We start from the raw sequence: 15,016 nt of genomic DNA, 5'->3' as shown, positions 1-15,016 counted from the left end.
AACTTAAAATTTATAAAAGAACTATTTAGCGTTTTAAAGTGAAGTGCGATTTGAATTCCCGACCATCTTCGAGTAAAACTCGAAACCAATAGTCATCAGACGGTAAATTTTCACCAATATAAGTTCCGTCCCAGCCTTCTGATAATGGATTCAGTTCTTTTAATAATTTACCATAGCGATCAAAAATACGAATGACTGTATTAGGCTGTATTAAATCACTTATTCCCTGTATCTGCCAGTAGTCGTGATAACCGTCACCATTAGGCGTAAAATATTTTGAAAAACCAATGATACTGAATTCTTGTTCAATAATACCACAGTTTTCTTTAGATCTTACATAAACTCTATGAAAGCCGGGAGCAAGATTGTAGAACGTTGTGTCGTCCTGATAAGGCCCAAACTCGTTATCTATCGCCAACTGGTACTCGCCATTTCCTGAAATGGTAAATGTTGCGGTATTATTTTCAGTAGCGTCTGTCACTTCTATATGTTCAATAACTGCAAGTTCTTTTTCCAAAATAGTAATTGATTCTTCTCTAAAACATCCCGACACGACATCGGTTATCCTCAAAGTGTGTGTAGTTGCCAAATTGGTTTCCAAGTATGGCGTAGTCTGACCTTCAGGAAGCCACTTATAGATGTAGGTTCTTGATGTATCTAAATTAGAATAATCAGGATCATACGTTTCTAACTCCGGAAAATTTACAGCGCAGTAAATAGCTTCTTCTTCTAAACTAAAATCTGGTCTGGGAATCAATACAAGAGCAACCGGACTAATAGCAAAACAAGAATTATTATTTTCAACTCGTGCATAAACGGTTTCCTTATAGGGTGTTTGATTGGTATAAATTGTTGGCAATTTCAGATTAGCATCTTCAAGCAGTGCTGCTTCTTCGCTAGCATAATAATTTACAGTATAACTTCCTATAATTCCACTCAAAACCTGAGTATTAGCTTCACTTAGATCAAATTCTCCAAAGCCGGTATCATCGAGGTCACAATCCTCTAGCAAAGCTGAATTTGCAACAGTACTACTTACAACCAGGGTAACGTCTACCGAAACTGCACATCCTGCTGGATTTTCTATTCGAGCATATAATGTTTGGGTTGGTGCTGTATTCTTATAACCTATGGGATCCAATATATTCAAATTCAATTGAGCCTCATTCAAGGTCTCGTGATACGTAATTGTAAAATCTGGATCATTACCTGTTAATTGCTCTTCAGCTTCCGTAAGGTTAAATATACTAAAGCCATCTGCAGTAGCAGCATCTTCACATTGAGTTAATATTGTAGGGTTTTTAGGTGGATACGCGTAATACGTTACTTCTGCTACTCCTACTTTTTCGCAACTACCATCATTAGGATCTAATCTAAACTCATACGTCTCTGTATAAGGTAAAGTAACTCCCGTAGGTTGAGTGATCTCAAGTTCATAACCCGTCTCACCAGCAATTAGAACATCATCTTTGTACCAGGAATAGGATGCTCCTGTAACGGGTTCATATCCTAACGTATAATTATTGCCATCGCAAAGATCTAACTTCTTACTATCCAGATCATTTTGAATGATATCAAGCTCATTAAATAAAGACTGATTAAAAGGAGGCAGACCCTGATAACTTATGCCGCTTCCTAAATTGATTCCCTTATCATTATAATTGGCTGCTAATCCTGCACTATTTGGATTTTCAATAACACCTAAATAATTAGAGCCCACTTGATACGCAGTACTTAAAGCTCTATATATTTTTGCGTTAGGCCCCAATTGTAAACTACCGCGATAATAGCTTTGTTCATCTAACACAATCTGACTTGTAGATATATCTGTAGCTTCGGTATCGTACTGAAGTAGAGTTGAAAAATGGTTTCCGGGTGGTAATCTAGAATCTTCATTATTTGAGCTACTTACATACAAATAACGATTATTAGGAGAAAACTCAACGCCATAAGATGCATAGTTTGTTCCGTTAATCACAAGACGACTAGCACTAGAAACTACTCCGGTATTCGGATCAAAATCGGCCAAAAATAATCCATCTGCAGCATTTGCTATTGCCAATTTTGAACCATCTGGAGAGAATTTTAAATTACCTCTTGGATCCTGAACAGCCACAGTTATCTGTGATTTTACAGGTGTAGTATTTAAACCTGTATTACTTAATTCATATGCGTATATAGTATTTAATAAATTCTCATTACCGCTAGCGCTAGAGAAAGTTACCATCCATACGCTGTTAGTAACACAACTCTTGATCACCGCACTCAGTTTTTCTGAAGAGAAATTCAAAAGCTTATTATTTTTTGTAGTTACGACACCATCAGGATTGGAATTAAAATCCACAATACTGTAATTTAGCCCCTCACTTACTTCATCTGGTTGCGTTCGAGTATCAACTGTAAATATGTAATATATACCCGGTGTATTGGGCTGGGGTATTATTATGGCAGACTGGGTACTTGAAGGATTTCCAAATAAATTTGTCCCATTTTGCATTATAGAATGGTCTGCTGCATAAACAGTTATGCCATCGGTATAAAAAAGTAAATTACCGTCATCATCAGATATTGTTGCACAACCTTCTAGCGTGTTAAGTTGACCATCTGTAAGTACCGTTGGTGTAGCTGTGCTAAAGTTTAAGCCAGCTCCATTCCCAAAATACCAGTTATTCGCCTGACTTTGTGAAAAAGCATTGATACTTACCGAAAGGAAGAAAAACAAAAAAAAGGGAATGCTGCGCATTAAAAAGTTTGACCGTGTGATTGTAGTTATTTTAAATACAATTACAATTTAAATGATATTCTTCGTTTAGCGAAATAGTTTCGGCAAAGCAAAGCTTTAAAACGGTAAACTCAACACTTACAAATCTCTTTTCTTAAGCAGAGCATATGCTCCATAAATAAATAAAAATATCCATACCGAAACAATTGCTACTTCATACCAATGTACAGCATAATCAATAGCGATATCTGCCTGTAACTGGTTGGCCGCTGTTTCAATAAAGTTTAAACGTTGAAAAGGTAGATTAATCAGATTTTTCATCGCTTCAAGCGGAAAGAACTGCACAATAGCATCTGCTGTTTCAGCGCTGCCTTTCCAACGTAAAATACCGTAGGTTATGTTTTCAAAAATCCACCAAACGAATAAAAACCCTAATGCAAAAGCAGAACGTTTCACTAAAACTCCTAAGAATAAACAGAATGAGAAAAAACCAACCAACTTAAAAAAGTATGCCAGTAGAAATTCCATTTCTCGAGTTACAATACTAAACTCTGTGTAGTCTGAAAAGGAATAACCTAGAATAAGGGTCATTATAAAAATAAACAGTGTAGAGAGTAAAGCAAAAGCCACAACAGTATAGAACTTAGAAAGCATAAATTCTTTCTTACTCAACCCATCAATTAAATTTTGTTTGAGTGTACGGTTGCTATATTCATTAGAAATCATCGAAACGATCACAATAGCTAGAAAAAATTTAAGCGTCGCTGCAACCCAGGTATTGAAATGCCAAATAAACGGAAAGTTAAAAATACCTTGATCTGCGATACGTATCTGAAAATCTCCAAGATTAAATTCTATTGAAGCGATAAGCGCTATAAATGATAAAATCACAAAATAAGCGATACTCAGCACTTTTGAAGAACGGCTGTGTTTTAGTTTATAAAATTCTATAGTAAGTAATCGTAGCATATCTTAATTTAGGTTGGCAGTAAGTTGTAAAAATTGTTCTTCTAGGCTTTCTTTACGTTTGACCATATGAGAAAGAACCAATCCCTGATTGAATAAAAATGTATTTAATTCTTCTGCAGAAAGAGGGTTTTTAAGAAATCCAGTTACAAGACCGTTCTCTTCTTTAACCGAAGTAAAATCAGGATGTCCTTCGAGAACTGTGATAAGTTCCTGTTGCTTTTCGCAACGCAATTCAAAAAAGCCATGACTGGCATTTAATTCTTCTACAGGGCCTGCGTAAAGTTTAATTCCCTTTCTGATAATTACAACGTGAGAACACACTTTTTCAACCTCATCTAGCAAATGCGAAGCGAGTAAAATTGTGGTACCGCCACTTGCAATATTTTTTATAATTTCTCTTATTTGATGAATTCCCTGAGGGTCCAAACCGTTAGTCGGTTCGTCAAGAATCAAAATTTCAGGATCATTAAGCAAAGCCGAAGCGATTGCCAGGCGTTGCTTCATTCCTAAAGAAAAAGTGCTGAATTTACTGTCTTTTCTATCCAGTAAGTGAACAACTTCTAACTTTTCTTCAATCTTACCGGGATCAACATCTTTTATCGTGCAAACCAGTTCTAGGTTTTGAGCAGCAGTCATATACGGGTAAAAATTAGGGCGCTCAATAATAGCTCCTACTTTTTTAAGTGCATGGTGAGTGGTATCACTCCCGTCAAACCATTTAAAATTGCCAGAGGTTGCATTCACAACATTAAGAACCATACCCAAAGTGGTAGATTTACCACTTCCATTAGGGCCCAGAATACCATAGACATTGCCTTTCTCAATAGTAAAGCTCAAGTCATTGACCGCTTTTACTTTACCGTAATGTTTGGTGAGATTATTTAGTGTAAGAATTGTTTCCAAAAGCGTAATTTTAGAATTAACGTTCAGTAACAAGACGGAAGAACCACTGTTTTGTTACATCACATTAGTACCTTTACAATTCAAACTGACTTATTTCGATATTTAGAAAGTCTGATTTTGAGCATAAATACGCAATCTATGGAAGAGAAATTAATGTCGCGCAAAAAGCCAACTTATCCCATTGGTGAGAAGCTTCAAGAATATTTGAACAAGTATAACAGAGCTACACAGATCCCTGTTTTTTATGATGATTTATTACGTTTTTCTGGCGGAATAAATATTTACGATAAAAATGATAAAGATACCTTATGGATCAGTGTATACTACCCGGAACACGAACGTAAAGAAATTGAAGAAAGCCTGAAGCGTGTTTATGCTATTTTACATTCTGATGGTAATGAAAACGTATTGCCTTTCTTAAGTGTTACATCGATCGACTATTGCACTTTCGGTAACTCAAAGCCTTTCCGCATAAAAGTCAATAATATTTTCAACGACAACTATACGTATTTCTATGTCAAGAAAGCGGATGCAAGCAGAATCTATGGTTTAGATCTGGAGCATATTTTATCTCCCAACCGCATCAATTTTTTGGTTTATAAAGACACGCTAATAGAAGAACATATTGTGGGTATTCCCGGTGATGTTTTTATTTCAGATTATCTGGAAGATTGTGATGATGTTGGTAAAGCGCAATTGGCTAAAGAGTTTGTAAAGTTTAATGAGCGTTGTATGATATTGTTATTAGGCGATATGCGATCGTATAACTACGTCGTGATTCCTACTCATGATTTTGATCATATTAAGTATAAAATACGCGCTATTGATTTTGACCAACAGTGTTATGAAGGAAATTTTAAAGTGTATAAACCACATATTTTTAAAGAGAACTTTAGAATGGTAGAACTGGTTTCTAACCGACTAAGAGACAAATCTATAGAGCAATACCGTGAAGAAGAACGTGCTGTACTCGCAAAAAGAATTATCACTTCTAAAAATCGCTTACGACGTCTACTAAAATGTATGACGCAAGACCAAATTTCTTCAGAAAAAAACCTCAAACAACTGCGCAGTCAGTTATATGAATACACGATGGATATGAAATTTAAGCGTGCAAAGTCTATGGGACAAATTGTAAAAACTGCTTTGGCTTTTGTAAAGCGTAATTATGAAGATGTAAGTATGAAGCGTATAATGGAAGCAAGGTATTAATAGAGATTTTAAAACCACAAAACCCCGTAAATACGGGGTTTTGAATTCTTTATAAATAGGTATACTTTTTAATACAAAATCGGTTTAAAGTGAATCTCTTCTTCCTCTTCCCCTCCATACTTGGCAAAATTCGTTGCTGTTTCAATTAAGGCAAGGTGTGAATATGCCTGCGGAAAATTCCCCAGCAGACGCTTGGTTTTAAAATCAATATCTTCACTGAATAAACCTAGGTGGTTGCTATACGATAACAATTGATCAAAATATTTGATTGCTTTTTGGCGCTCACCTATTTTAAACAAACTGTCAATAAACCAGAATGTACAAATGGTAAATGAAGAGCTAGGCTCTCCAAAGTCATCTTCATTCTTATAACGATACATCAAACCGTCTTTACAAAGTTCGCGCTCTGTTGCTTCAACTGTGGATACAAACCGTGGATTCTTCGCATCTATAAAACCGTATTGTTCCATAAGTAAGGTAGACGCATCCAGATCTTTTGAGCCGTAATATTGAGTATAAGCCTGCATATCTTCATTCCAGGCATTTTCGCAGATATCATCGTGAATCTCTTTTCGCAACGCTTGCCATTCTTCCAGATTCCGGTGGCGTTTTAAAACTTCGGCTATTTTAATAGCACGATCTATCGCAACCCAGCATAATAATTTAGAGAATGTAAAATGGCGGTCTTCAGTGCGTAGTTCCCAGATCCCTTTATCGGGTTCTCGCCAGTTTTGTTTTACAATTTTGATAACTCCCAGAACAACCGTCCAAAGCTCTTCACTGTTTTCTAAAGTAGTCTCAAACTGTATAAATTGCTGATAGATAACTTCCATCAGAATTCCATAGATATCATTTTGCTTTTGAATGTACGCAGCATTTCCTACGCGTACCGGTGCAGAATCTTTATAACCAGAAAGATGATCTAGGGTATATTCTTCTAAAATCTTTTCGCCATTGATACCATACATTATTTGCATTTTCTCATCCTTATCGGGTAAGGTGTCTATAATAAATTGCAAGAAGTTATGTGCATATTTCGTGTGGCCCAAGTTCGAGATCACGCGTATCACCATCGATGCATCACGTACCCAGCAAAAACGATAATCCCAATTGCGCACTTCACCTATAGTTTCTGGTAAGGAGGTTGTAGCAGCAGCAAGCACCGCTCCAGATTTTTCAAACGTGAGTGCTTTTAGGGTGAGTGCACTACGCATTATCTCATTTTGATAAAGCGGATATTTAGTAGTCACCTCACTCCAGTTCATCCAGTAAACCTTAGTACGCTGAAATTTAAGGTACGCACGATCTAGTGTTTGTTCCATCAATTTCTCGTGATACGACATCAACATAAAAGCATTTCCCTCTAGTGTTATGGCCTTTTTATTGAGAATATCCTCTTTTTCGAGATTAGTATATAAATAGAGTGAATCGTATTTACCATCATCGGTATAGCTTTCTATATATTCCCCTTTGTTTACAGTAATCGTTTTTACACTGGCATATTCTAACTTAGGATCGTAGTTGCAAACAAACTTGGGAGCTCCTTTTACTAATCTGATGAATCTGATGATGTCTGGTGGAGCATAAAAAGACCCACTTCTTTTTTCATAACGCGGCATAAAGTCAAATACCTCAAAAGCATCAGTCCCGTTGTCATACATAGTACGCAAAATGTTAGTCTGCCACATGTATTTTTGAGAGATTTTATAGTCCTCCCCCACTTCAAAACTCTGAGAACCTCCTTTTTCTTCATCCAGTAATTTCGCAAAAACTGATGGAGAGTCAAAAATGGGAAGACAACACCAATCGAGAGATCCTTTTTCTGATATTAAGGCTGCGCTTTTGCAGTTTCCTATGATTCCGTAGTTTAAATTATCCATGAAAGTTTTTAAAATATTCTAAAGTTCTATTAAACGGCTAGTGTAACCGCTTCGATTTTCCGAAATTTAAGCATTAACAAAAAATCTAACCCTCCGATTACCTGTTTTTATGAGTAAAACTATCATTATATCAAATCGACTGCCTTTACAATTACAAATCGACAATAAAACCATTAAAGCAACTCCAAGTGTTGGAGGTTTAGCAACGGGGATGAAATCAGTTCACCGCGACAGTAATGGTATTTGGATTGGTTGGACTGGTCTTACCGAAGAAGAAATTCCCGCAGACCTGCGCGATGAAGTTGTAGAAGCCACCATACAAGAACAATGTGTACCTGTTTCGTTAACCGAAGAAGATATTGACGGCTTTTACTACGGATTCTCCAACCGCACTATTTGGCCGCTTTTCCATTATTTTATGGAATATACAGAGTTTGAAAAAGAAAGCTGGCAAAGTTATGTTACCGTAAACCAAAAATATGCTGAGGTAGTTCTAGATAATATTGAAGAGGGCGATACGGTTTGGGTGCACGATTACCAGTTGATGTTGCTTCCGGCGCTTATTAAAAAAGAGCGACCAGATGTACAAATTGGTTTCTTTTTACACATTCCCTTTCCTTCTTATGAAGTTTTCAGAACGCTTCCGTGGAGAGAAGAAATTTTAAAGGGGTTATTAGGTTCAGATCTCATCGGCTTTCATACCTACGATTATCAGCGTCACTTTTTAAGTTCAGTTTCTCGTATTTTAAGAAATGAAGTCAGCTTTAACGAAATTACTCTTAAAGATCGTATTGTAACGGTTAACTCGTACCCAATGGGTATTGACTATAATAAGTTTTCTGAAGCTGCAGCAAAACACGACGCAGCAAAAAATCAATCAGAATTACAACGCCGTCTCGATCTGCATATAGATTCTACACCAGATGCAAAAATGATCCTTTCTATAGATCGTCTTGATTACAGTAAGGGAATCGCAAACCGCATCAGAGCTTATGAATATTTCCTTGAAAAATATCCTGAGTTTAAAGAGAAAGTTCGCTTGGTTATGCTTGCTGTTCCTTCCCGATCTAATGTTCCACAATATCAATTATTGAAAAAAGAAGTTGACGAACTGGTAGGTCGTATTAATGGAAAGTTTGCTTCCGTAAGCTGGACACCGATTTGGTACTTTTACCGCTCAATGCCTTTTGAAAATCTAATTGATCTATACACCACTTGTGAAGTGGCACTTTTGACACCTATTAGAGACGGAATGAATCTGGTTGCTAAAGAATATGTCGCAACGAGAACCGATAAAAAAGGTGTTTTGATATTGAGTGAAATGGCCGGTGCTGCTCAAGAAATGAGTGAAGCCCTCATTATAAATCCAAATAATTTTGAGGAAATCGCAGATGCTTTAAAACAAGCAATAGAAATGCCTGAAGCTGAACAAATCAAACGCAATAAATTTCTTCAAAAACGATTAAAAAGATATAACGTAGAAAAATGGGCTAACGACTTTATGACCTCATTACGTGATACTGCACACAAAGCAGACATTGTAAAAGCAATACGTATGCGCGCAGATCAGGAAGATGAAATGTTTGAGACTTATAAAAAAGCAGACAAACGCATTCTTTTCTTGGATTATGACGGAACTTTAAGAGGTTTTGTAAACAACCCTGAAGATGCCAGCCCTGACGATGACTTAATAGAATTAGTAAGAACTATACACAATCAAGATAATACCGAAGTAGTAATCATAAGCGGTCGTGACCGCCATACTTTAGGAACCTGGTGGCAAGATGTACCTATAACGCTTATCGCAGAACACGGTGTTTGGAAAAGACCTGTAGGCGGTGAATGGGCTGTCACAGAAAATCTTAAAAACGATTGGATGGATACGGTTCGGCCTATTCTTGAACAGTTTGTAGACCGTACTGCCGGTACGTTCATCGAAGAAAAAAACTACTCTCTGGCTTGGCATTATCGCAATGCTGATCCAGATTTAGGTGAGAAACGAGCTAGCGAACTCTCTAATGTTCTTAAAGAACTTTCAGCAAATAATGAGTTGGGTGTTTTAGACGGGAACAAAGTATTGGAAATTAAAGACAGTACGATTCATAAAGGTAAAGCGGTTACCAAACATATTTTTGGCAAAGACTATAGTTTTAAGTTTGCAATAGGTGATGACTGGACCGATGAATACATGTTTCAGGATTTACCTGATGATGCGTTTACTATTAAAGTTGGTTTACAAAAAACAGCAGCTAAATATTATGTAGATGATACAGACCGTGTGCGTGATTTGCTTAAAAAGTTTGCAGCATCCTAATAAAATTATACTTAGATAATTTACTCGATAATCAAGTTTTTAACGCTTTTAAGTCTTGCATCGAAATCAAGGTCTATTTCTTTATAATGTCTTGTAGGCTTGATCCAAGATGATTTACTTTTATGGCGAGCAGATTTATTTTAAATTTCTGCTCGCCTTTTTTAATCCTAACAATTGATATGAAATATACATTTACTTTTATTTTTCTTTCTTGTTTTACAGCCCTTCTGGCTCAAAACAATGTCCCTTCAGAAACAGATTTACGCATCTACGGGATAATCGGTGCGGTATCTGCAGATCGCATAGAAAAAGATGTTCGCACTCTTGCAGGTTTCGGCACCCGAAACACCTTTAGCGATACCTTAAGTAATACACGCGGTATAGGAGCTGCTAGAAGATACATTAAAGGTGAATTTGAAAAAACTTCTCAAAACTGCGGAAATTGCCTAGATGTGTTTTATCAGAAAGATTTGGTTACTCCAGATATGGGTAGCCGTATTCCTAAAGAAACATATGTGGTAAATGTTGTTGCGATTCAAAAAGGAACTAAATATCCTAACCGCTATATTATTATGAGCGGTGATATTGATTCTCGCGCAAGTGACGCTACAGATTTTACAACCGATGCTCCCGGAGCAAATGATAACGCAAGCGGAATGGCAGGGACTATGGAAGCTGCCCGTGTGCTTTCTAAATATAAATTTGAGAATAGCATCATTTATGTAGGATTATCTGGTGAAGAGCAAGGACTCTTTGGCGGGAAAGGATTGGCAGAGTATGCTATTAAAAAAGGTTGGGATATCATCGGGATTTTAAACAACGATATGATTGGTAATATTGAAGGTGTTGATGGAGTAATCAGTAATCGGGATTTTAGAATTTTTTCTGAACCGGTACCGGCCAACGAAACTGAAAAACAGCGTAATGCCCGTCGTTTTTATGGGGGTGAAGTTGATGGAAATTCTCGCCAATTGGCGCGTTATATTCATAAAAATGTCTCTGATTATATGCCCGAAATGAACCCGATGATGATTTACCGTTTGGACCGTTTTGGACGTGGGGGGCATCATAGACCCTTTAATGATTTAGGCTTCGCCGGAATCAGAATTATGGAAGCTCATGAAAATTATACACAACAGCATCAAGACATCCGTAAGGAAGATGGTATTGAATATGGAGACGTTGTTGAGCACGTTAACTTCCCATATGCAGCAAAGCTTACAGCAGTTAACGCGATTAATCTGGCAAGCTTAGCCTGGGCACCACCTGCACCCAAAACAGTGAAGATTGGTGGTATTGTAGAGGCAGACGTTAAACTGCAATGGACTAAAGTAGAAGGTGCTTTTGGTTATAAAGTTTACTGGAGAGATACTACATCTCCTACGTGGGACCACAGCCGTTATGTAGGTGATATTTCAGAAATAACTTTAGATGGGATTGTAATTGATAATTCATTCTTTGGTGTTTCAGCGGTAGGTGCAAATGGTCACGAGAGTCCAGTAGTTTTTCCTAATAATATAATGAGATAGAAATTATTTGGAATAACTTTTGAATTCCATATTCTAAATACACACCATGCATAAATTACTTTCTCTGGCACTTGGACTGCTAACTGTGTCAGCAATAGCTCAAAAAACAACCTTCACACATCAAGATTCTTTAAAGGGAAGTATCACTCCTGAGCGTGCTTGGTGGGATGTTTCACATTACGATTTAAAAGTTGATGTAGATCCTGGTAAGCAATTTATTTCAGGAACTAATACTATTACCTATAAAGTGATCGATCCGTACCAAAAGATACAAATCGATCTGCAAGAGCCTATGAAGCTTTTGAGTGCAATTCAAGATGGTAAAGAATTAGTGGTAAAAAAAGATGGAGCAGCCCATTTTATTTCGCTGAAAGCAAAACAGAAAAAAAATGCTGTAAATAAACTCGAAGTAAAATTTGAAGGAAAACCAGTGGTTGGTAAACGCTTACCCTGGGATGGTGGATGGACCTGGCAAGAAGACAACAATGGGAAAACCTTTGCGGCTAACGCAAATCAGGGTATTGGTTCGTCCATCTGGTGGCCTAACAAAGATATTCCTTATGACGAAGTAGAAGGTCTGGATTTCTATATTACAGTTCCTAAAGGCTTGATGGGCGTGGGTAATGGTAAAATCATAGACTCTACTTCAATTAAAGATAAAACAACCTTTCATTGGGCTGTTGAAAATCCTATCAACAATTACGGTGTTAGCGCAGATATTGCAGATTATGCGCACTTTTCAGAAACTTATGAAGGTGAAAAAGGAAGCCTTGACTTAAATTTTTATGTACTGAAGAAAAACCTTAAAAAAGCCAAAGAACAATTCAAGCAAGTCCCTAAAATGCTAGAAGCTTTTGAACATTGGTTTGGCCCTTATCCATTTTATGAAGATGGCTATAAATTAGTTGAAGTACCGTATTTAGGTATGGAGCATCAAAGCAATGTAACATATGGTAATGCCTACGGAAATGGCTATTTAGGTCGTGATCTTTCTGGTAGCGGATGGGGTTTAAAATTTGATTATATCATCATTCACGAGAGTGGCCACGAGTGGTTTGCGAATAACATTACAAATAAAGATGTTGCAGATATGTGGATTCATGAAAGTTTCACCACCTATTCTGAAAACTTATTTGTTGATTACTTCTACGGAAAAGAGGCTTCTTCAGATTATGTCATTGGGATGCGAAATGCTATTCGTAATGACCGCCCTATCATTGGTACGTATGGTGTAGATCACGAAGGAAGTGGGGATATGTATTTTAAAGGTGCTAATATTTTGCACACCTTAAGACAATTGATCGAAGATGATGAAAAATGGCGTGAAATTCTGCGCGGACTGAATAAAGAATTTTATCATCAAACCGTGACCACAGCTCAGGTTGAAAATTATATAAGTAAAAAAAGTGGAATTGATCTTACCGAATTTTGGAATCAGTATTTGCGTACTACGATGATCCCGGAGTTAGAATATACTATTAACGGAACTACTTTGAAATTCCGTTATGCAGATATTGTTGAAGGGTTTGATATGCCAATTCAGATTATGGTAAACCAAGAAAAAATATGGATTTACCCTGCTGCAAACTGGAATACCAAATCGTTTGATGAACCTATTTCTGAATTTGAAATAGACCGCAATTTTTATATTGAATCTGAAGAATTAGATTAGCAATGACTAAACCCAAACGTCCACTAATTTATTTTAAAAATACTGAAGAATGGCGTAATTGGCTACACGAAAACCATCACTTAGATGATGGTGTAGAACTTGTATTTTATAAAGTAGATTGTGAAGAAGAAAGCATGCGCTGGCAAGAAGCGGTGCAGGTTGCGATTTGCTACGGTTGGATCGATAGCACCGTGCGCGCCATTGACGATAAAAGACGAAAGCAATACTTCTGCAAGCGTAAGCCTAACAGCGGCTGGAGCGCAATCAATAAAGATTATGTCGCTCACCTCGCTGAAGCCGGACTAATGCACAGTAGCGGACTAGAAGCCATAGAGACCGCAAAACAAAATGGCGCCTGGAATTTACTGGATGATGTTGAAAAAGGCATTATCCCTCATGATTTGAAAAAAGCTTTTGATGAAAACCCTAAAGCTTACACCAATTACCTCGGCTTTTCAAAAGGCTATCGAAAGAGTTACCTCTATTGGCTCAATCAGGCAAAACGCGAAGAGACGCGCAAAAAACGTATTACTCAAATCATTGAGCTTTGTGAGGAGAATATTAAGCAGCGTTCATAAAAAAAGCCCGATACTTATTAGTACCGGGCTTTTAATTATATAAAACTCAAGATTAATCTTGTACCGAAAATTTAAAGGAGGTTGTAGTCTCATATTTTTCCCCGGGTTTAAGAACCGTTGAAGGAAAATCAGCTTGATTTGGTGAATCTGGATAATGCTGAGTTTCTAAACAAAAACCACTACGATACGCATAGGTGCCTTCACCATCCTTCTGAGTAAGCGTACCATCAAGGAAGTTACCGGTGTAAAACTGAATAGCAGGCTCTGTGCTCATAATTTCCATAAACCTTCCGCTTTCAGGATCAAGAGCAGTAGCTGCAAGTTTCATTTCACCGCCGGTTCCATTTAAAATCCAGCAATGGTCATAACCCAATCCTTTCTTTAACTGATCGTCTTCAGCATTGATTTCAGCACCAATTTTCTTCGGCTTATTAAAATCAAAAGTTGTTCCTGCAACAGATTTCAGCTCTCCCGTAGGGATCAGACCAGCATCAACAGGAAGGTATTGATCTGCGTTGATCATTACTTCAGTATCCAAAATAGTGTTGTCAAAATTACCTGAAAGATTAAAATACGTGTGTTGAGTCAAGTTAACCACAGTAGGCTTATCGGTAGTCGCTTCATACTTTACCATCAATGTATTGTCTGCCTGTAAAGTATAAGTTACCGTAGTTTCTAAATTACCAGGGTATCCCATATCGCCGTCAGGACTTAAGTAGGTAAGTTTTAAACCTACGTTATCGCCGTCTTTTACTTCTTCGGCATTCCAAACCACTTTGTCAAAACCGGCGGTTCCACCGTGAAGACTGTTATCCCCATCATTTACAGGTAATGTGTATGTTTCTCCGTCTAACTTAAATTCTCCTTTAGCAATTCGGTTTCCGTAGCGACCAATGATTGCACCAAAATACGGTGAACCTTCTACATACTCCTCCAGGCTATCAAAGCCTAAAACCACATCCTGAAAAGTACTGTCTTGACTTGGCGCTTTTAAACTGGTGATGATACCACCGTAAGTGATGACATCTACTTCCATTCCATTCGCGTTGACTAAAGCATATTTCTCAACAGGTATACTGTCCTGAAACATTCCAAAATTGGACTTGATTATACTTGCTTCTGCCATTTCTTCCACGACAGGAGTGTCTTCTTTCTTGGTATCATTTTTACAATTTACCAAAGCAAGTGACATCCCCAGAACAATTGGAATGACTAAAAATTTTTTATTTAATTTCAT

10 protein-coding genes are annotated in these 15,016 nt (G+C 37.3%); 5 read left to right on the top strand and 5 right to left on the bottom strand.

Features of this window, described 5'->3' with window-relative positions; translation table 11 throughout:
- Positions 1-25: 25 nt before the first annotated feature.
- The 3 genes from DSM03_RS10535 to DSM03_RS10525 all read right to left on the bottom strand — a co-directional run bounded on the left by DSM03_RS10535 (position 26) and on the right by DSM03_RS10525 (position 4,594).
- Entirely contained in the window at positions 26-2,743 is a 2,718-nt protein-coding gene (locus tag DSM03_RS10535; protein ID WP_128763139.1) for a T9SS type B sorting domain-containing protein, read from the bottom strand.
- A 117-nt stretch (positions 2,744-2,860) separates the two neighbouring features.
- The gene (locus DSM03_RS10530) at positions 2,861-3,691 is read right to left on the bottom strand and encodes an ABC transporter permease (RefSeq protein WP_128760478.1); all 831 of its coding nucleotides are present in this window, start codon (positions 3,689-3,691) and stop codon (positions 2,861-2,863) included.
- Between the two features lie 3 nt (positions 3,692-3,694).
- Complete coding sequence (locus tag DSM03_RS10525; RefSeq protein WP_128760477.1) at positions 3,695-4,594, bottom strand: ABC transporter ATP-binding protein; 900 nt, start codon at positions 4,592-4,594, stop codon at positions 3,695-3,697.
- 138 nt (positions 4,595-4,732) lie between these two features.
- On the opposite strand from DSM03_RS10525, the gene DSM03_RS10520 reads away from it, so the two are divergent.
- Positions 4,733-5,806 carry a hypothetical protein gene (locus DSM03_RS10520; RefSeq protein ID WP_128760476.1) on the top strand — a complete coding sequence of 358 codons (1,074 nt, stop codon included), beginning with the start codon at positions 4,733-4,735 and terminating at the stop codon, positions 5,804-5,806.
- Positions 5,807-5,874: 68 nt separating this feature from the next.
- On the opposite strand, the gene DSM03_RS10515 is transcribed toward DSM03_RS10520, so the two are convergent.
- Complete coding sequence (locus tag DSM03_RS10515; RefSeq protein ID WP_128760475.1) at positions 5,875-7,686, bottom strand: glycoside hydrolase family 15 protein; 1,812 nt, start codon at positions 7,684-7,686, stop codon at positions 5,875-5,877.
- 109 nt (positions 7,687-7,795) lie between these two features.
- Here DSM03_RS10515 and DSM03_RS10510 point away from each other — a divergent pair, with 109 nt between their 5' ends.
- The 4 genes from DSM03_RS10510 to DSM03_RS10495 all read left to right on the top strand — a co-directional run bounded on the left by DSM03_RS10510 (position 7,796) and on the right by DSM03_RS10495 (position 13,779).
- Positions 7,796-10,000 carry a bifunctional alpha,alpha-trehalose-phosphate synthase (UDP-forming)/trehalose-phosphatase gene (locus DSM03_RS10510; RefSeq protein WP_128760474.1) on the top strand — a complete coding sequence of 735 codons (2,205 nt, stop codon included), beginning with the start codon at positions 7,796-7,798 and terminating at the stop codon, positions 9,998-10,000.
- A gap of 179 nt (positions 10,001-10,179) precedes the next feature.
- On the top strand, positions 10,180-11,529 hold the full coding sequence (locus tag DSM03_RS10505; RefSeq protein WP_128760473.1) for a M28 family peptidase: 1,350 nt from the start codon (positions 10,180-10,182) through the stop codon (positions 11,527-11,529).
- A gap of 46 nt (positions 11,530-11,575) precedes the next feature.
- Entirely contained in the window at positions 11,576-13,201 is a 1,626-nt protein-coding gene (locus DSM03_RS10500) for a M1 family metallopeptidase (RefSeq protein WP_128760472.1), read from the top strand.
- A gap of 2 nt (positions 13,202-13,203) precedes the next feature.
- Positions 13,204-13,779, top strand: a complete 576-nt coding sequence (locus DSM03_RS10495; RefSeq protein WP_128760471.1) for a YdeI/OmpD-associated family protein — start codon at positions 13,204-13,206, stop codon at positions 13,777-13,779.
- Positions 13,780-13,831: 52 nt separating this feature from the next.
- Here DSM03_RS10495 and DSM03_RS10490 read toward each other — a convergent pair whose 3' ends face one another.
- The gene (locus tag DSM03_RS10490; RefSeq protein ID WP_128760470.1) at positions 13,832-15,016 is read right to left on the bottom strand and encodes an aldose epimerase family protein; all 1,185 of its coding nucleotides are present in this window, start codon (positions 15,014-15,016) and stop codon (positions 13,832-13,834) included.

Origin of the sequence: Leeuwenhoekiella aestuarii, from assembly GCF_004104055.1 — a bacterium.
Lineage (GTDB): Bacteria > Bacteroidota > Bacteroidia > Flavobacteriales > Flavobacteriaceae > Leeuwenhoekiella > Leeuwenhoekiella aestuarii.
This window is presented reverse-complemented; position numbering and strand designations above follow the sequence as displayed.

Excerpts from the sequence above, each read along its gene's own strand:
- DSM03_RS10535 (WP_128763139.1), bottom strand. The coding sequence starts at position 2,743 with ATGCGCAGCATTCCCTTTTTTTTGTTTTTCTTCCTTTCGGTAAGTATC.
- DSM03_RS10530 (WP_128760478.1), bottom strand. The coding sequence starts at position 3,691 with ATGCTACGATTACTTACTATAGAATTTTATAAACTAAAACACAGCCGT.
- DSM03_RS10520 (WP_128760476.1), top strand. The coding sequence starts at position 4,733 with ATGGAAGAGAAATTAATGTCGCGCAAAAAGCCAACTTATCCCATTGGT.
- DSM03_RS10515 (WP_128760475.1), bottom strand. The coding sequence starts at position 7,686 with ATGGATAATTTAAACTACGGAATCATAGGAAACTGCAAAAGCGCAGCC.
- DSM03_RS10510 (WP_128760474.1), top strand. The coding sequence starts at position 7,796 with ATGAGTAAAACTATCATTATATCAAATCGACTGCCTTTACAATTACAA.
- DSM03_RS10505 (WP_128760473.1), top strand. The coding sequence starts at position 10,180 with ATGAAATATACATTTACTTTTATTTTTCTTTCTTGTTTTACAGCCCTT.
- DSM03_RS10500 (WP_128760472.1), top strand. The coding sequence starts at position 11,576 with ATGCATAAATTACTTTCTCTGGCACTTGGACTGCTAACTGTGTCAGCA.
- DSM03_RS10495 (WP_128760471.1), top strand. The coding sequence starts at position 13,204 with ATGACTAAACCCAAACGTCCACTAATTTATTTTAAAAATACTGAAGAA.
- DSM03_RS10490 (WP_128760470.1), bottom strand. The coding sequence starts at position 15,016 with ATGAAATTAAATAAAAAATTTTTAGTCATTCCAATTGTTCTGGGGATG.